Genomic DNA, 17,300 nt, shown 5'->3' with positions numbered 1-17,300 from the left:
CTATTTCTTTTTCTTGTCTATTAATTTTTTCATCTCCTTATCAAAATCGGAAACATAATTCTGGTCTTGAATCACGCGAAATTTATCATACTCACTTTCGGCTTTTAGCTTTGCTTCCAACATTGATATTTTGCCGTTGTCTTTTAAAATAGGATAATCTGCCAATTCCAAAAATTGAACTAAAAAGCTGTCCCAATTTTTCATATTCATTACCTGCCTGTTTCTAGCTCTGTTTTCTGCTAAGTCTAAATAGGAAGTCACTATCCTTTCTAAAGCTTTTAAATGTTCTGCATTCAAATAGTTTTTGGCAATCGTTACATCACTTTTTAAAATCTTTCCGTCAGGAGCTTGTTTCCAAGTTTTTAAGCCCATATAAATTTTGGAGGCATCTGCTTCTGTGTAAATAATCTCAGCAGCCGTTTTTCCTGTTATTGCCCAATGCAGTTTGTTTTGAACCGAAGCAAAAAAGTGTTGGGTTATTTCCGATTTGTTGTCATAGTCAGCAGAAAGCGCATAGATGTCGGTAATTTTTTGATATAAACGTCTTTCACTTAATCGAATCTCACGGATTCGCTCCAACATTTCTTCAAAATAATCTTCTCCAAAATGTTTGATTTGTTTCAATCGCTCATCATCCATAGCAAAACCTTTGATGATGTATTCGTGCAAAATTTCAGTTGCCCATTTTCTAAATTCAATGGCTCTTTGCGAATTTACCCTGTAGCCAACCGCTGTTATGGCTCTTAAATTATAGTATTTGGTCTGGTAGGTTTTGCCGTCTTCGGCAGTGTGTCGGAAATCCCGACATACTGAAACTTCATCCAATTCGGCATCTTCAAATATTCTTTTGAGGTGTTCGGTTATGGTTGAACGTCCTTTTTCAAAGAGTTCAGCTATTGTTTTTTGCGTTAACCAAAGCGTTTTGTCTTGATAAAAAACGTCTATATTTACTTTGCCACTTTCGGTTTTGAAAATAACAAAGTTGTTTATAGGCTGTAAATCGTTATTTTGATTTTCCTTGCTCATCTTACTTTCTTTTGATGCAATTCGGTTTCTAACTGAATTAAACTTTCTAAAACTTCTTCCACAATTTTTGAATCAAAATCATCACGGTCAGGTTCTTCGTGTGTACCTTTATTCAAATAGTTCCATATTTGATTATTTGTAGTTTCAAGACCTGCTAGCCAAGTAAGAATTTTTAAACTATTCTCAAAGTCTGTAACCTTAAGTGCGGTCAGTTCTTTTTTAAGAGAATTAACAATTCCCATCAAGTCTGGCGGTGCGTTTGGAGTTCTAACTTTATAACTTATTTGAAAATTATATTTTTTACTTGCTTTATTCCATAAGGTATTGCTTAAATTTTCAAGAGCTCTTCGGCACTCCATTAAGCAGTCTCGATACGAATTTTCTTCAATGTGTGCCGAAGCTTTGTTTATATAATGTTTTGTTGTCTCTTTTTTGCGAACAGTTTTTGATGTTGGTTTTAAGAACGCATATAATATTCTTTCACTTTCAAAACCATTTTTTGTAAAATGTTTATTCTCAATATCCTTTATGTATTCTTCCGAATGAGAAGTAATAATTATTTGTTTTTCATTAATAATTGGATTATCAAACAGCAACTCTCTTATATTTCCACGGTGGTCGTGGTCAATAGCATTTACTATATCATCAAAAATTATAAATGGAAGTCTGTCTTGAACAACTTTTGCCAGTAAAATGGATAAACCTAAGCATCTTGTGTGACCTTCACTTAAAATATGCATTGCATCCAATTCAATTTCAGGGTTATCCTGAAAAAAAACTTTTATTCTGTCTCCTGCGTTGGAAGGCAATAAAATATTTTCAATTAACTCAAATTTACTATCGCCTTGATTTATGAAGTTATAAAAGTCTTTTGTTAAATCATTAAGATTTGAAACAAGTGATAAAGGCAATTCTCTTTTATATTTATTGAGTTTTTGCAACAATACGGAGTATGCTTCTACAAACTTTTTATTATCATCTATTAAAATCTTTTCTATTTGAACTTCTTCAATGAGTGTTTTATTTATTGTATCAAATTCCTTTATCACCTTTTCTGCCGAACTTACTATATCATTATGAGATTTTATATTGGCTTTTAACTGGTCAATCTGTGTTTTGATTACTGATAGGGTACTTCTTTCTGCCTGTAACTGCTTTTGGGTTTCTAAATGTTTATTTGAAACCGCATTTGTGGCTGTAATCTTTTGTTCTAATTCAAGTAAACTGGTTTTATGTAGTTTAATACTTTCAAAAAACACTTCTAAATCTTTCACATAGCTATCTTGTTCCAATTTTTCCTTCTGAAAGTTTTTAAGTTGTTCTGGAATGTCTACGGTTATCTCAATTTTTAAATCATCAGCACTTTTTTTTCTTTCCTCAAAGTCTATAGTGAAATTATAAACGTCCGAAACCAAATTCGTCCAAGCGTTGTCTCTATCTTGTTGAATTTTAGCAATCCCTTCAAGTTCATTCAGTTTAGCTTTTGCATTTTTATAAGGATTTATTTTTGCTTGTTCTACAGGCGTTTCACAAACAGGACATTTCTCGGAAAGAGTGTCCTCAAAATTTTCAACTAATCTGAATAATTCTACAAAATTTATTTTCTCTTTTTCTTGTTCAAACTTTGTGTTGTTTACTTCAAAAGCCAATAGCGTTTTTTCAATATTTGAAATGGATTCAAACAATTCATTTACTGAAGAATGGGTGTAAATTTTGCCTTTTGCCTTTTGTAACTCATCATCAATAAGGGTAATTCTACCTTTTATTTCTGGATTTCCATTAATATATAAATCCAATTCATCAAACATTTTTTTTAATCTGCAATTTTCAGAAATAGTCTGTTTTTCCTTTTCAAGTTCAACGAGTTTTCCATTAGAAGTTTTAATACTTTGTTTGTGTCCTTCTATTTCGAGTGTTTTTTTGTCGAGTTCTTTTTGTTTTTGAGATTCAACGGGTATTCTACCAGCGATATTTTCAGTAAAACCATTTATGAATGAATAAAATTCATCTAGTCCAAATAGTGTAGCCAATAAGTTTTCCTGCTGTCCTTGCGTTTTAGAGGAATAACGAGCAAAGTCAATAATTCTATTTTTCTCTATCAAGCAAAAATAATAGCTATCAGGATTGGCATTGATTTCAATAATTTCTCCTTTTGAGTTTGTGCCTTTAATAATTGGTTCTGAGGAATTACCTGTATGAAGATTCGTTATATAGCGTTTTACATCAATCCTTTTTGCATCTGCTTCACTTAAATATCCAAGCAACGAATATTCTAATGCTTCACAAAAACTTGTTTTACCACTTCCGTTTGGTCCGTAGACCAAAATTTTCGGCTTATCAAGGTCAAAAGATTCCTTAGAAGCAAAACCTCTGAAATTCTCAACTTCAATACTGTTAATTCGTACAATATCATTGGAGTTTTCGCTTTTATCATCCTCTATTTTAGGCAAACTAGTACTTAACTGATCTCTATTTTTATTAATCAAATCATTTAATAACGACGCTCTTTTTCCTGCCGCTGTTCCCACACTTGCAATGGGATCAAAATTATCAGTTATCAAATTAACTAACTTGATTTCATAAGATGTTAATTTATCAACTTTTAATGTTTTGATGAACTGATTAAATTGAGATTTTATTTTAGTATAATTTGACATTAATTATTTAATTTATGATTGCTATCTATTCTATACTCATTTCACTATCTTCTTTCTTATTTTCTTCTCCTTCGTAAAAAGCGCGTCTTTCTGCAACATTTCTTCATACTGTTTAAACAAGTACTCTAAACGCTCGGTATCGTTTTTGAAAGGTTGCAAACGGTAACATTGCTCTATGGCTGTGTCGAGTTCTTGGTGTGCTTGTAGCAAACCTTTGGGCATTGTAGTTGGGTTGTACAATTGTGCCATTGTTTTGCTTGGGTGTTTGGCTCGCTCATCTAAAATGGTAAAAACATAGAGATTTAAGTTCTCCTTTTGCTTGGTGGTCATGTCTGGAAACGGGAAGGTGTTGTAGCATATTGAAGAGGAGAATATATAGTCTGTTTTGAATCTTCCACCAACTGCTTTTACCCAAACAAGCATCATTGTAGATGAAATTATTCCAAACATATTAGGCTCAAAATCATACACAGCTTGAGCTGTATTTGAAATTATATGGTTTTTATCAAGAATTCCACACGGGATATAATTTCTTCTTACTGAAGTAATTGTTGGAACAATGATTACTTCTTTTTCAAAATAACGTACTTCTCCAAATTTATGTGGAGATGAAACTAACTTGTTTGTCGCTGACTTTGTGCTATTTAATCGCATTATGGTAACAGCATCAAGTCTTCTTTTAATTTCATCACAAGAAGAAATACTTTCTAAGTCATTATCATTTACCCATAAACAGTATTTACTATCCCCATCAATAAATTCTTTTGTTCCAACAAATGGTTTTATAATTTCCTTTGAATTTGGACAGCTTTCAATCAAATCATCTTTCTCTTTTTGAGACAACAAGAGATTGCCGCCATCTGTAGGCTGACTACCTTTCATCATAATTGGAAGTGATGAAATTGGTTTAGCTCTCTTTGTTACAATAATATTTTTGGTGTCAGTCAAATATGGGCTTATGTTTTTTACACTTTGCTTTAGATTTTGATTGTAAAGGAATTTGTTTGTGCCGTCAATATTTCTAATTCCTATTATTACCACTGCAACTCCTGCATTTCCTTTGGCGTTGTTGGTCCATTTAAAAGATTGATGAGCAAAGTCAATTTCTTGTCCTAGATTTAGAATAAGTGGCCAAAGTAAAGCAACTTGTTCTCCCTGTGTTATAGAATTGGTCGTTACAAATGCATATTTAGCTTTTGTATTCTGAATGTAATTGGTTCCCTTATAAAACCAACACGCTATATAATCTAGTTTTTTATAGTTTTTCACTCGTGAAAAGACGATTTTCATATCCTCCTTTTGATTTTCGTCTTGTCTACTATAACCCAAATAAGGTGGATTTCCAATCACATACACTTCGTCTGTTGAGGAAATTGGGCAAGCAACATTCCAATCTACTCTCGTGGCATTTCCTTGTGTTATTTGTCCTGCTTCTTTAAGTGGTAATATAGGTTTCGATTTTCCGTAATCAAACAATCGTTCTTCAAAAACTCGGTTCATTTGGTGTTCTGCCAACCAAAGTGAAAGTATTGCCATTTCGTGGGCGAAATCGTCGATTTCTATACCGTAAAATTGGGAAAGCTGGATTGCAGTCCATTTTATAGTGGGTGCACTGCCTTCTAAATCCGTGATTTTTTCTAAAATGAGTATTTCTAGTAAGCGTATTTCTTTATAGGTAATAATTAAGAAATTTCCACTTCCACAAGCAGGGTCAAAAAACTTGATTTTCGAAATTCTTTTGATGAGTGCTCTTAAATGGTTTACTGTTGTTGCGTTTTCATACGCTTCATACAATTCATCCAAAAACAACGGCTTTATCAGTTTAAGGATGTTTTCTACAGAAGTGTAATGCATTCCTAAATCACTACGGTATTCAGGAATTACCACAGCTTGTATCATTGACCCGAAAATATCTGGGTTGATAGCTGCCCAATTGAGTTCTCCCAATTCTAAGAGCGTTTTTCTCGCTCTTGAAGTAAATAGAGGCGCATTTATTTTTTGCCCAAATAAACCACCATTTACATAAGGAAATTGAGCTAAATAAGCCGGATATTTATCGCCACTTTTAGCGTTTAATCGGTCGAACAAATCATCTAAAAACGTATGTGTGTCTTTCCCGTTTTCGGCAGTATGTTGAGCAAGTGTATTTGTAAAAATACTTTCATTTTCAAATATCTCAGTATCTTCTGCAAAAAAGCAAAACAACAAACGGGACAAGAAAATATTGAGGTTGTGAATGCTTTCTTTTGAATTGTAGATACTCGGATTTTCGTCAATCAACAAATCATACAAAGAAGCCATTTTGTAGGAAGCGTTCCTGTCTGCTTCATTGTTATTGGAAGCATTATAAACTTCGCTACCTGCCAAAGGCAAAAAGAAATCAAAATAGTTGGGTAATTCTTTTAGTTTTATATCTAAGTTCTTGCCTAATTTGAGGTCTTTGGCAACTAACTGTTTGTAGTCGGTAAGAATTGCAAATCGTGGTTTTTGCTTTAAAATGCGTTCATCTTTAGAAATATCTTCAATGCTACTTAGTAGTTTATCTGAAGCCTCAACTTTATAGAAAATTTTCTTTTTGTAGAGTATTTCTCCATCAACCTTGGATATATTATAATCTCCCTTTTTTAGTCGTGTTACAGATGTTTTAGAAATGCCGTACGCAATCAATAAATCAAAGACAAATTCTTCTTTTGAGAAGTTATCAATCAGGTTCTGAACGTTATGTTTTATTTCGGTTGATATCATTAGTTATTTTGTTCAGGTTTGTTGGAAACTAGCAATTCTTTCACATCTATGTCCAAAATATCCGCTATTTCCATTAAGGTTTCCAATCTCGGTTGTTGTCTATTTTGAGCATAAGCATTTACCATATTGTAGCTTTTCCTGAGTTTTTCAGCCAACCAAGTTTGCTTAATTCCTTTCTGTTCCAATACTTCTTTAATTCGGTTCATGGTAAGACGTTAATTTGTCATTTGCTAATTTAATAAGTTTATTTCAAACATCTCAAAAAACTGTGTATATAATGTAAGTATTTTGTTTAGATGCAGTAGGAAAGGCCTAAATCTACCATTAGTTCTATAATAACGTAAAATGAGCAAAAACCAGAACAAGTCGATTATCTTCTTTTCCGAGAATATTGTTTCTTCCTCATCTTATTAGCAAACTGTTCTTCTTCATAGTCCTCGCCTTGTGCATCGGGGAATAAGCTAAACAGCCCTAAATCAGTATTAGGTGAGTGTTCTTGTAAAAGAAATTCAAAAAGGTCTCGTGTCGGTAGGTTGTCTATTTCATTTGTTTTGGAAACAGGGTTATCCTGTATCTTCAATTCGGGTTTGTTTCCATTGTTCCACCAATCGTTAAACATATTTGCCGATAAGTTTCTATCTAATTGTGAGCCGTTCCAAACACAACGGCTTTGGTGGTCGATGAAAGTCATGCCGTAAATACGTCCTTCGTTATTATGTCTTACAACGGTGTTAATACCCTGCTCGGTCAACTGCTTTTTAAACTCCGTTTCGCTGTTTGTGGTATGTATAGCAAGCTCCACCATATTTTTCAGAACTGATCTTGCAGGATTGGTTTTCATTTTCTCTTTGGACTGTTCAAAGTGTTTTTGAAGTTGTGCCACGCCTGCGTCTTTTCCGAATAAAGATGCTTTGAACGGATTACTTACTTTGTTCCCATTTTCGTCCAATGCCACATAAACCAATCCGTTTACGGTTTCACCGTTCCGTTCGCCTTTTACTTCTTCCGCTGTGATGTTGAACAGCGACAATAAAGCATTATAGCTTCCCATAGTCGGAAAGCTGTAATACTTGGGCAGATGCCGTACTACCGAAGCAATCTGACTTTTGATATCGCCGTTTTTATGATTTACTGGCTTGAAAACTTTGTTAACCTGTTTCTGCTCTTGTTTAGTTGCCTTTTGTAAATTATATTTCGTTTCCAAATCCCGACAGATAGCCATTGAACGTGGATGGTCGTAATCGTCGGGGATTTTCTTGCCGTCAATGCCTACACAAGTCGAAACGATATGGATATGCGTTCGGTCAATGTCCGCATGTTTGAAAACGATGTAAGGTTGATTGCCGTATCCCATACGTTCCATATACACTCGAGCCATTTCCATAAACTGCTCATCGCTGACCTTATCCGAAGGATCTGGGTTCAGTGATATATGACGTACCGTCTTTTCTGTTTTGATATTTGCCGACAGGTACGGCTCAAAGTATTTATTAAAATAGGCTACAGAATACCTGCCGTCCACCGTGTCGGGTATCTTGTTCAGCAACAAAACTGCTCCGTTTTCTTTGTCCACTTTTTGTTGATTGTACAAAATTGCTCCGTACATATTGCTTCCTTTTCCAATTTTTGCAATCATAACTTTACTCTTTTTTCAGATACGTCTCTTCAAATTCCTGTGTTAAACGGATGACTTCCTTAGTGACTTTTACCAATTCTATGGTTTCTTTTTCCAATTTATAGAGGTATGCAGCTGCTTTTTTATCCGAAAAATTGGCGTTCAATAGTCTTACAACCTGATTATAATTTGTTCCGATTGATCGGAACTGGCTAAAAAATCGGGTCAACTTTTCGTGATATTCGATAGCATCCATATCAATTTTGACGGTCTTTACCGTCTTTTGAAAGATACAAGCTGTAATAAAATGAGCGATTACCTTCATTTCTGATTGGTCAAAAAGGGCAAGGAACTTGGCATTATCTTCTGCATTCAGGTTGATGGAATACCGATTGACGGCAGGGTCAATCTTAGGTTTTCTTCCTGTTTTCCTAATCTGTTTTGTGTTTTTCTCTTCCATAATAATCCATTTTTAATATTAAACAAACGGGCGACTTCGGAGCCGTTTCCAGCCCCCTGCAAGGGCAAGGGCTTTTGAGGTGCTGAAATTCATTCGAGTACCTCAAAAGATAACTTGCTCTGAACAGGAGTTCAGAAAAATCCGTTTTGCAAACGGATTGTAGTTAGCAGGGAAAACCCATAGCTTCCATTACAAATTTCGGTAAGACTATTTGAATAACAGCTATTTACAATCACGGCAATGAACGCCAAATGCTACCTTTGAGTGCCACATCAACATAGACTGGAATTGCTTTCGCTTCCTTTGTATATGGTTAGCTGGCTGATTGGTTATAACCTTAACTATGTAGCCAATCAGCATAAATCCCGACAGCAAATCTGCGTGATTGGATGCAAACGAATTACAGATTTTTGAGTTAATGAATTAACCAATTAAGGGTATGCAGGTGCTTAGGTAGTTACATAAATACAACAGTATATACAGCTGATTGCTTAGTTAACCAAACAGCTAATTGGATATAATATTAAAAATGAGAGATATGATACACGAAGAAAACAAAAATCAGCAACCCGAAAAAGAGGATTTCTCTATTGAAAATTTCCTAACTAATGAAAAGAAACAATCTTTCACGGAACAACAGGCAGTAACACATCGGGAAGATTTTGTCAAACCCAAAGTAGATGAGGAAGCTATTATGCGTGTAATGGCAGGCGAAGAACCTTCGGAAACTGAAACGGAAAACACAAAAACACCTGAGAGTAATACAAGAAGGATGACTTACAAGCCAAAGAAGCTGACCAAAGTGGACTACTGCGGACGGTTCTTCAAAATTCCCACGACAACGGCAAGCAGGGGGAAATCAGTGTACGTACGGCAGGAACACCACGAAACATTTAACAGGCTTACAAATATTATGGGCATCGACAAACTGACGATTTATGCGTATCTGGACAACATTATCGAATACCATTTTCAAGAATTTGGGGAATTGATTAGCGAAATATATAATGAGAAACACAAACCGTTGTTTTGATTATAATGTGTTATCAGGAGCGATGCGTTGCTACCTCTTAAAATTATTTTCCAAAAGAAAAAAACAGAAAAAAAAGAAAGCCATTTTAAAAAGGGGGACAGGCGGAAAAACCAAAAGGAAACGGAATAAGTCCCGAAGGGTGGCAGGGCAAAGACAACTACTCGGCGAAGCCACCTTATTTGCCCTGCCATTATGCCGTAGTCTTTTGGTTGGGTGGTGCGGTGGCTGTCCGCCTTACCTTTGCTACCTTTTTTATTCTTTTTGGTACATGTTTCAAATATTCAATTGGCATGAACGTCAACAATACTAAGCAATAATAAAACGAAATCTATGTTGTCTAGTCGGATTTGCAAAACAATTTTAAAATATTTCACCTGATTTTATTAACTGTCAGAAATAATTTGTATATTTGCATCATAGTTCTTTGAAAATATGTTTTGAAAGCTAGTTACTAAGTGGAGCTTTATATTTTTTGTTTAATTCATTAAACAACCCCTATGGGGTTTCGGGTCAATCCTCTTGTCTGTCCTCGAAAGGTCTCAATCCCCAATCAGCCAAGAACTGATACAAGGAGAAAGGATATTAGATGATTTGATATTAATTAAATTGATTTGAATGCTTCTTATTTTATTATTGATAGGAAGCAGGGATTTTAAAGTGGTGTATAGAGAACATTGTCTACGCATTTAGTAATGGGCTATTGTAAAATAAGCAGGGTGCAATAATGCCCCATTAACTTTAAAATCTTATTTTTTATGTCTCGATTAAAAAGACTTCAAAACATCGATGGTTTGAAAACATCATTACAAACCATCCTACAGAACCAGTGTTCTCTTTCGGAGAGTGACGTTAATTTATTGAACGATGCAGTTGCAAAATTGAATAGATTAGGAACAAAGAAAGGATTGACGGATAAGCAGTACCAAACGGAAATTGCCGACATCATCGACCTGATTATTACGTTTTTAATTTAATGCTGCTGAATTATGATACAGATTACACAACAATCACGTTTCCGACACCCTTTAAATTTTTCCATTTAACATCAACTAAAATGAATTTAGGTACAGTTATAAAAGACATTAGAAAACAACGAGGGGAAACTCAAACAGAGTTTGCCGATAGTTGTGGTATTACTCAAACTTATTTATCTCAGATAGAAAACAATGCTAAAGAGCCTAATTTATCTACGCTAAAAGAGATAAGTAAAAATCTTGATTTGCCCTTACCTATATTATTCTATTTATCACTTAATGAAGATGACATTTCTCCAGAGAAAAGAAAAGCGTTTGAAATTATTAACCCATCCGTAAAATCTCTGATAAATGAGTTCTTCAGAGTTGAGAAGTAAATTACATTTCCCATCAATTATTGGCAAATCAAAAAGGGAGTTAGATGAGTTTGTCAAAAATATTGATAGTCATTACAGGGAATGGTACGAGGTAAAGGTTGATAAGAAAACCAATCAACCTAAAACATACAAGGACGGCACTATCAAGCAGAGAGCAATAAGACCCTCAAAAGCTCCTTTGAAAGCCATTCAGAAGCAAATCAAAGACCGTATTCTTGCTGTAATCGAGTTGCCCGAAAATGTACACGGCGGTGTTAAAAAACGTAGCAATATTACAAATGCCAAACCACATCAAGGAAAGAAATATATACTTACAACCGATTTGCAGGACTTTTATCCGTCAATAACTGCGAGGAAAGTATATGAAACATTTCTTGAATTAGGCTTCAATGCTCAATGTGCTTTTTACATAACCAGATTGACAACCTGGAAAGGAGAATTGCCCCAGGGTACGCCTACAAGTACACACATCTCAAATATTGTTTTTTTAAGAACGGATTATAAACTTATTGAGCTTTGTAATGCTCACAACATTACTTATACAAGGTATATAGATGATTTAACCTTTTCGTCTCAATCAGATTTTCAGAACGCCATTGAGGAAATTTTAGATATTGTTTTAGATAGTGGTTTAAAGATAAGCAGAAGAAAAACCTTTTATAATGGTTCGCAAACCGTAACCGGAATTAAGATTTTTCTAAATAAAATTGATGCGCCGGAAAAGATTATAAAAAAGGTCGAAGAAGAAAAAATATTACCCAATGGAACAATGAAACCTTATACGAGCTATCGAAACAATATTTTGAAAACAAATAATAGGAAAAAGTAATACAATGACACCATCTGAAAAATTCGTATCTGAATTATGCGAAAAATCCTTTCTACCTTTTTGGAGTTTTGCAAGTCCTTTAGGAAAGAAAAATAAAGAACTGTGTGATGTTTTGGTGGTTTGTAATAACACCATTGTAATTATTTCAATCAAGGATATTAAGGTTTCAGAGCATTCGGATGAAAACATCCAGTATGAAAGATGGCAAAAGAAAGCTATTCTTGGTTCAATCGACCAAATATATGGTGCTGAAAGATTTCTTAAAACTGTAAACGAAATAACGCTGAGTGATAAGATTACAAAAATTCAACTACGTCCACATTCAGACAGAGAGATATTCAGAATTGCGATTGCTTTTGGCGGTAAAAATGAGTTCCCTTTAGATAACGGAAATTTCGGGAATGGCTTTGTACACGTATTTGACGAGCCTTCTACTTTTACAGTTTTAAAAGAATTGGATACCATTACAGATTTTGTAAATTATCTTAAAGCAAAAGAAGATTTTCTGTCAAACAAGATTGTTTCTGTACCAAGAGAAATAGATTTTCTTGCACTCTATCTTACTACAGAATTGAAATTTGATTTTGTTCCTGACAGCGTTATGCTGGATGATGGTATGTGGGAAGAATACATCGAAAGCGAAGAATATAAATACTGGCAAAGAGAAATTCCACAAAGCTTTATATGGGATGAAATTGTATCGCACCTGCATAAAATTCATATTGTCGATAAAGGAAATTCTGAAATGATGTCTGACTTAGAAAAAGCGACAAGGATAATCACGTTGGAACCAAGAATTAACAGAATTGAGTTAGGGATGACTTTTATCGATGCAATAAAAAAGAAATTGAAAGGTAGAATGCTACCACCCTACAAAGACAGTGACCACTCTTATGTATTTATGCCTTTAAGCCATAAAAACTGGGAAAGCAAAGAAAAAGAGCTACAGTTAAGGTGTTTGATTGCAAGAATGGAAAATAAAAATGCTCCAAAAGTTATTGGTATTGCAATCGGCGAAAGCCCAGATAAGGAACATATATTCGATATAGCTTATTTTGATATTCCGGAGTTGAACGATGAAATGTTAGAAAAAATAGTAGAAGCTAAGGAAGAATTGGGATATTTTAAAAATCCTGTGATAAGTCGTAGTAAGGATATGAGGAACTAAGTCAATACCTCTTTAAACACAATAGCAGCTTATAACACAATAGTATTTGTGCATAAAACCCACTTGTATTATTTGTTATATTGTCATATTTTTATTAAGCAAAAAAAGTTACCTTTGCAGTAAGAAATGGCACAGTTAGATTACATAAAAGAGATAGCGAAATATGGTCTGGAAAACGACCAGGAACGTTTATTGTCTGTGCTGAACGAATTAATTGAGCATTCAAAAAAAACAAAGAAACTCAATTTTGCCATTCAACTTCAATCCATTTTAAAAGATAGCTTAAGACTTCAAAAGTCAAATGGATTAACAAAAGTTGGCTCAGAAACACATCTTAATAGAATTGAAGACAAAGAGTTATCTGAACTTATTTTAGAGAAAATCACTTCTGATTATTCATTAGATAATATCATTGCCAACGAAAAGATATATACTGAACTGAAGTTTTTTATTGAGGAACACCATAAGATAGAAATCTTACAACAGTTTGATTTACCAGTTTCTAATAAATTGCTTATGTACGGACCTTCGGGTTGCGGAAAAACTCTTGCTTCCTATGTTATTGCAGGCGAATTAGATAAAATGATGGTGGTTATTAATTTAGGAGCTATCGTTTCTTCTAAATTAGGTGAGACCAGTAAAAACCTATCTAAAATATTTAAAAAAGCAGCTACAGAAGATTGTATTATTTTTCTTGATGAATTTGATAGTTTAGGTAAAATAAGAGATTATAGCCAAGACCACGGCGAAATGAAACGTGTTGTGAATACAATACTTCAATTGTTTGATTACCTTCCTCAAACTAGCATTGTTATCGCAGCAACAAATCAAAAAGATATGTTGGATGATGCTTTGTTAAGAAGATTTGATAACATCATTGGATTTGAATTGCCGAATGAAGCTGATATTAAAAAGCTAATTGAATTGACATTGAAAAATGGCAATTTTAAATTCGATAATAAAGCTGCTGCTAATAGAATTATTAAACAATCTATTGGTTTATCTTATTACAGTATTCAAAAAACCTTAATTACTGCTATCAAAAGAACATTATTTGCTTCTGCCGAACCTAAGAGTATGCTTTCCGCTCAAATCAATACGAGTATTTGGAAAACACTTGTTGAAACTGAAAAACATTCTTTAAACGTCTAATTCATCAGCTTCAAGTCCCGCATCAATATCAAGTTCTTGTATTACCTCAAGTTGGTTTATTAATTGAATTTCATCGTACAATTTCCCTGAATTATTTTTGATAGTTTCCTCTATAGATAAAACTATTGAGAAAGGAAATTCTGTTGGATAATCTTCTGGTAAACCACCTACCACCTGTTCAGATAATTTAGCGTGAACAGCTAACTTGAAAGTATTTCCTTCATTATTCAAATCATCTACATTTACATTCAAAAATATTTTTTGAGTATTAGAATACGGCAATGGCTTTGATACATACCTGCCATTTTCCGACCAAGATAATGTTGTTTTTAGTTTTGACTTCAGTTCTTCATCCGGCTTCATAATATCATCAGCAGAATGATTTTTGAAGATACTGAAAGCCATATGAATTGGATTATAGGACAGCTGATTATTTTTAATCGGCAAAAATTTGAAGCACATTGTAGCGGTAACTTTCAAGATGCCTCGTTTTTTCCCTAAATCATCACTAACCAAATATTCAGGAAAATTGATAGGATAAATTCTAATATTACCATTTCCGATAACATCTTCCAATATCAACGTTGCAGAGTTCTCATCAGAATATAAACTTTTCAAATCGTCAACTAAACCGTTGCCAATTACTCTGTTTCTCAACTTTGATACGTCTGTTGCAAAAGGTATTAAGTTTAATGATGCTCCATTAATTATAAGTGCTTTTACACTTTCATTAGATAAAGCAGGATAATTTTTTATAATTTTTGCTGCAAGATTAGCTGTTAAAGGAGCGGCGAAACTTGTACCCACTTCCTGCATAATACCAATCTCTGGTCGAGCCGATAATAATGTTAATGCAGGCTCGTCCATCCAATCTAAAGTATTAGCATTATAATAACCCATATCGCCACCACTTTCAATTACATCGGGCTTGAAGTAGTTTTTATTTGTTTTCTTCGGATTGTAAATCACTGACAAATCAATATGCCCTTTTCTGGTGTAGAGTGTTGGAAATTCACGACCTGATGCGATGCCTAAAAATGCACCATCTTTTAAATTATCAGCTGCTGCACCAATGGTAACATTGTTCATACTATCAGCAGGTGTTGATAGATTGGTATGGTCGCCGTGGAAATAAGACAAATCATAGCTTGTATTTTCATTAATACAATTTTCATTGTTACCTGTACAAATAAAAATCAAGCTGTTTGTTTCGTAAGCGAATTTATCTAAGGAATAAGTATAATCAGAAAATGTTTCATTCTTATACATAAAGCTACTGTAGCAAGTTGTTAAGGTAAATAATCTGATTTCAGGATATTTAGCTTTGACATCATATAACATATTCAATAAATCAATCTCTGAAATATAACCACTTCCATTATCGCTTATTTTTATAGAAAGCAACCTTGCATCTGCCGTTACTTCATTTTCAAAATTATTTTTGTGATTAAGCCTTCCCAAAGCTACTAACCCGGCTACGGCTGTTCCGTGACCTAACCTATTTCTTCCTGCTTGGTCAATTAATGGGCTTCCTGCAAGTGTAAAAGTCGTATCGTCGATAATTAATGGAGCTAAAGCAGTTTGTTGAGCAATACCTGTATCAATAATCCCAACAATTGGTAAATCATCACCAACATTTTGAATATCGAAACCAAACTGACGTTGAACCGTATTAAATTCGCTTGGTCTAATTGTGGTAAATGCAGAACTTGTAACACTTTCAATTATATCAAAGTTTTGGATAATCTTTTGAATTTGTTCGGGTGTTGGATTTTGTAATTCAATTCTATCATTTTCGACATCGTGCTTATACACTATACCTGAGCTTTCAACATACACAATCAACGACTGTACAAGCTGTTGCTTAACTGCTCCATCTAATGGTAAATCTATTAAGGATAAGTAAACAATTTCTCCAATATTTTCTAACCTAAATTTAAGAATATCGTTTGCTCGTAATAGCTTAAAGCTTGCCACATATTTTACATTATTGGAATATTTTACGTTTTGATTGTGTTCTAGTTCAAATTGAATAAAATTATTCACATCAGTAATAAATGCTTGAAACCTTTCACGGTTAATAATTGCAAATAATCCCTTCTTTGCGAAATCATAAAATGCTGATGCTTCTAATCCTAAATCATTATAATACACTTTAAAGTATTTGTTAATTTCAAATACCCCTTGAAACGCTATTTCAATATAATCTATGTCAATAGGTATATTTAATTCCTTATCCTTTAGCTCATACTTTGCCGTAACATCCGTATCGAATTTTATCAAATCTGCTCTTAATGAAGTCGCTAGCCTAAAGTAGTTTTTAGGTGCAGCATCTTCATCGTCTTTATTACTATCAAAGCCATAATTATATTTGAAATCTTTGATTTCAGATAGTTGTTTTTCGCTTAAGAATTTGAGGTGAGATTTATTTGCCATTAATTTAGGTTATTTGTTTCAGACCCATTTTGATATACAAATAATATCAAAAAGACCATCTTGCTAAGATGTAAAGATAATAAAAGCATTTTAGTGTATGCTATGCAACGCAATGGATTAACTACCTCTGAACGCCAAATGCAACCTTTCACTACAACATTGGAATACCTAATGTAAATACCTTTTATTTTAGAGGTTTAAATGATGCAGATATGGAAATAACAGTTTTGGACATTCAGATTTTAAAGGCATTGCACAGAGAAGTAAAGGAAGTTTCTTTATTGATTAAGGAAATCACTGCACCCTACAAAGCACTGCAACAGGCAACGAAATGGCTCGACCAACAGGAAGCCTGTCAATTGCTAAATATCAGTAAAAGAACGTTGCAGACGTACAGGGCAAAGGGCATTCTTGGGGCAACACAAATCAATCGGAAGACTTATTTCAGATTGTCCGAAGTGGAGTTACTGATGCAAGGAGAGCGACCATTAAAAAAGCAAAAGAAATGAGACAGATTGGAAATTCAAACGATGATATGCTTGCCTTGCTCGAAGCTGTGGTAGGCATCAAAAATGAACTGTTGTATATCAGAGAATATTTCCACCCATTACTAAAAGGGGAAATCTACCTGTCAGGCGAACAGGTTTGCCAGATGTTACACATCAGCAAACGGACATTGCAACAGTACAGGGATGACGGACTGATACCTTTTATCAAGCTCGAACGGAAAATCTTGTTTCGTGAAAGCGATATTGTAAAAGTATTGGAAGGTAACTATCAGCGTTAGCTGATTAAATGAATGCTTTGAAACTGTAACCCGTATCGGTC

General features: G+C 34.0%; 15 protein-coding genes. 8 read left to right on the top strand and 7 right to left on the bottom strand.

The features are described 5' to 3' along the window. The 6 genes from A9970_RS01425 to mobA form a co-directional block, all read right to left on the bottom strand. On the bottom strand, positions 1-1,026 hold the full coding sequence (locus tag A9970_RS01425; protein ID WP_182981044.1) for a virulence RhuM family protein: 1,026 nt from the start codon (positions 1,024-1,026) through the stop codon (positions 1-3). Further along, positions 1,023-3,683 carry an AAA family ATPase gene (locus A9970_RS01420; RefSeq protein ID WP_182981043.1) on the bottom strand — a complete coding sequence of 887 codons (2,661 nt, stop codon included), beginning with the start codon at positions 3,681-3,683 and terminating at the stop codon, positions 1,023-1,025. The genes A9970_RS01425 and A9970_RS01420 overlap by 4 nt, the downstream gene beginning before the upstream one ends. A 36-nt stretch (positions 3,684-3,719) precedes the next feature. Further along, on the bottom strand, positions 3,720-6,428 hold the full coding sequence (locus A9970_RS01415) for a DNA methyltransferase (protein WP_182981042.1): 2,709 nt from the start codon (positions 6,426-6,428) through the stop codon (positions 3,720-3,722). After that, positions 6,428-6,634, bottom strand: a complete 207-nt coding sequence (locus A9970_RS01410) for a helix-turn-helix transcriptional regulator (RefSeq protein ID WP_182981041.1) — start codon at positions 6,632-6,634, stop codon at positions 6,428-6,430. The genes A9970_RS01415 and A9970_RS01410 overlap by 1 nt, the downstream gene beginning before the upstream one ends. Positions 6,635-6,798: 164 nt before the next feature. Next, positions 6,799-8,064: a conjugal transfer protein MobB gene (gene mobB / locus A9970_RS01405; RefSeq protein ID WP_182981040.1), complete on the bottom strand. Its 1,266-nt coding sequence runs from the start codon at positions 8,062-8,064 to the stop codon at positions 6,799-6,801. A gap of 4 nt (positions 8,065-8,068) precedes the next feature. Beyond that, positions 8,069-8,503, bottom strand: a complete 435-nt coding sequence (mobA, locus tag A9970_RS01400) for a conjugal transfer protein MobA (protein ID WP_182981039.1) — start codon at positions 8,501-8,503, stop codon at positions 8,069-8,071. Between the two features lie 538 nt (positions 8,504-9,041). Between mobA and A9970_RS01395 the strand changes: the two genes are divergently transcribed. The 6 genes from A9970_RS01395 (at position 9,042) to A9970_RS01370 (ending at position 14,036) form a co-directional block, all read left to right on the top strand. Further along, positions 9,042-9,536 carry a DUF3408 domain-containing protein gene (locus tag A9970_RS01395; RefSeq protein WP_182981038.1) on the top strand — a complete coding sequence of 165 codons (495 nt, stop codon included), beginning with the start codon at positions 9,042-9,044 and terminating at the stop codon, positions 9,534-9,536. 755 nt (positions 9,537-10,291) lie between these two features. Then, a complete protein-coding gene (locus A9970_RS01390; RefSeq protein ID WP_182981037.1) occupies positions 10,292-10,510 on the top strand; it encodes a hypothetical protein in 219 nt (72 codons plus the stop codon). An 80-nt stretch (positions 10,511-10,590) separates the two neighbouring features. Then, positions 10,591-10,887: a helix-turn-helix domain-containing protein gene (locus tag A9970_RS01385; RefSeq protein WP_182981036.1), complete on the top strand. Its 297-nt coding sequence runs from the start codon at positions 10,591-10,593 to the stop codon at positions 10,885-10,887. Then, complete coding sequence (locus A9970_RS01380) at positions 10,862-11,716, top strand: reverse transcriptase family protein (RefSeq protein WP_182981035.1); 855 nt, start codon at positions 10,862-10,864, stop codon at positions 11,714-11,716. Before A9970_RS01385 ends, A9970_RS01380 begins: the two co-directional genes overlap by 26 nt. Positions 11,717-11,720: 4 nt before the next feature. Then, on the top strand, positions 11,721-12,884 hold the full coding sequence (locus A9970_RS01375; RefSeq protein WP_182981034.1) for a hypothetical protein: 1,164 nt from the start codon (positions 11,721-11,723) through the stop codon (positions 12,882-12,884). Between the two features lie 126 nt (positions 12,885-13,010). After that, entirely contained in the window at positions 13,011-14,036 is a 1,026-nt protein-coding gene (locus A9970_RS01370) for an AAA family ATPase (protein WP_182981033.1), read from the top strand. Here A9970_RS01370 and A9970_RS01365 read toward each other — a convergent pair. Further along, complete coding sequence (locus A9970_RS01365; RefSeq protein WP_182981032.1) at positions 14,025-16,472, bottom strand: S8 family peptidase; 2,448 nt, start codon at positions 16,470-16,472, stop codon at positions 14,025-14,027. The genes A9970_RS01370 and A9970_RS01365 overlap by 12 nt on opposite strands. Before the next feature lie 212 nt (positions 16,473-16,684). On the opposite strand from A9970_RS01365, the gene A9970_RS01360 reads away from it, so the two are divergent. Both A9970_RS01360 and A9970_RS01355 read left to right on the top strand, forming a co-directional pair. Next, the gene (locus A9970_RS01360; protein ID WP_094772800.1) at positions 16,685-16,981 is read left to right on the top strand and encodes a helix-turn-helix domain-containing protein; all 297 of its coding nucleotides are present in this window, start codon (positions 16,685-16,687) and stop codon (positions 16,979-16,981) included. Continuing rightward, positions 16,978-17,259: a helix-turn-helix domain-containing protein gene (locus A9970_RS01355; protein ID WP_182981031.1), complete on the top strand. Its 282-nt coding sequence runs from the start codon at positions 16,978-16,980 to the stop codon at positions 17,257-17,259. The genes A9970_RS01360 and A9970_RS01355 overlap by 4 nt, the downstream gene beginning before the upstream one ends. Positions 17,260-17,300: the final 41 nt, after the last annotated feature.

It is taken from the genome of Sphingobacterium sp. UME9 (assembly GCF_014170215.1).
Classification (GTDB): Bacteria; Bacteroidota; Bacteroidia; order Sphingobacteriales; family Sphingobacteriaceae; genus Sphingobacterium; species Sphingobacterium paramultivorum.
Note: the sequence above shows the minus strand (reverse complement) of the source record. Positions and strands in the feature narration are given on the sequence as shown.

What these genes read in the sequence shown, in the direction of transcription:
- A9970_RS01425 (WP_182981044.1), bottom strand. Translation starts at nt 1,026, where the DNA reads ATGAGCAAGGAAAATCAAAATAACGATTTACAGCCTATAAACAACTTT.
- A9970_RS01420 (WP_182981043.1), bottom strand. Translation starts at nt 3,683, where the DNA reads ATGTCAAATTATACTAAAATAAAATCTCAATTTAATCAGTTCATCAAA.
- A9970_RS01415 (WP_182981042.1), bottom strand. Translation starts at nt 6,428, where the DNA reads ATGATATCAACCGAAATAAAACATAACGTTCAGAACCTGATTGATAAC.
- A9970_RS01410 (WP_182981041.1), bottom strand. Translation starts at nt 6,634, where the DNA reads ATGAACCGAATTAAAGAAGTATTGGAACAGAAAGGAATTAAGCAAACT.
- mobB (WP_182981040.1), bottom strand. Translation starts at nt 8,064, where the DNA reads ATGATTGCAAAAATTGGAAAAGGAAGCAATATGTACGGAGCAATTTTG.
- mobA (WP_182981039.1), bottom strand. Translation starts at nt 8,503, where the DNA reads ATGGAAGAGAAAAACACAAAACAGATTAGGAAAACAGGAAGAAAACCT.
- A9970_RS01395 (WP_182981038.1), top strand. Translation starts at nt 9,042, where the DNA reads ATGATACACGAAGAAAACAAAAATCAGCAACCCGAAAAAGAGGATTTC.
- A9970_RS01390 (WP_182981037.1), top strand. Translation starts at nt 10,292, where the DNA reads ATGTCTCGATTAAAAAGACTTCAAAACATCGATGGTTTGAAAACATCA.
- A9970_RS01385 (WP_182981036.1), top strand. Translation starts at nt 10,591, where the DNA reads ATGAATTTAGGTACAGTTATAAAAGACATTAGAAAACAACGAGGGGAA.
- A9970_RS01380 (WP_182981035.1), top strand. Translation starts at nt 10,862, where the DNA reads ATGAGTTCTTCAGAGTTGAGAAGTAAATTACATTTCCCATCAATTATT.
- A9970_RS01375 (WP_182981034.1), top strand. Translation starts at nt 11,721, where the DNA reads ATGACACCATCTGAAAAATTCGTATCTGAATTATGCGAAAAATCCTTT.
- A9970_RS01370 (WP_182981033.1), top strand. Translation starts at nt 13,011, where the DNA reads ATGGCACAGTTAGATTACATAAAAGAGATAGCGAAATATGGTCTGGAA.
- A9970_RS01365 (WP_182981032.1), bottom strand. Translation starts at nt 16,472, where the DNA reads ATGGCAAATAAATCTCACCTCAAATTCTTAAGCGAAAAACAACTATCT.
- A9970_RS01360 (WP_094772800.1), top strand. Translation starts at nt 16,685, where the DNA reads ATGGAAATAACAGTTTTGGACATTCAGATTTTAAAGGCATTGCACAGA.
- A9970_RS01355 (WP_182981031.1), top strand. Translation starts at nt 16,978, where the DNA reads ATGAGACAGATTGGAAATTCAAACGATGATATGCTTGCCTTGCTCGAA.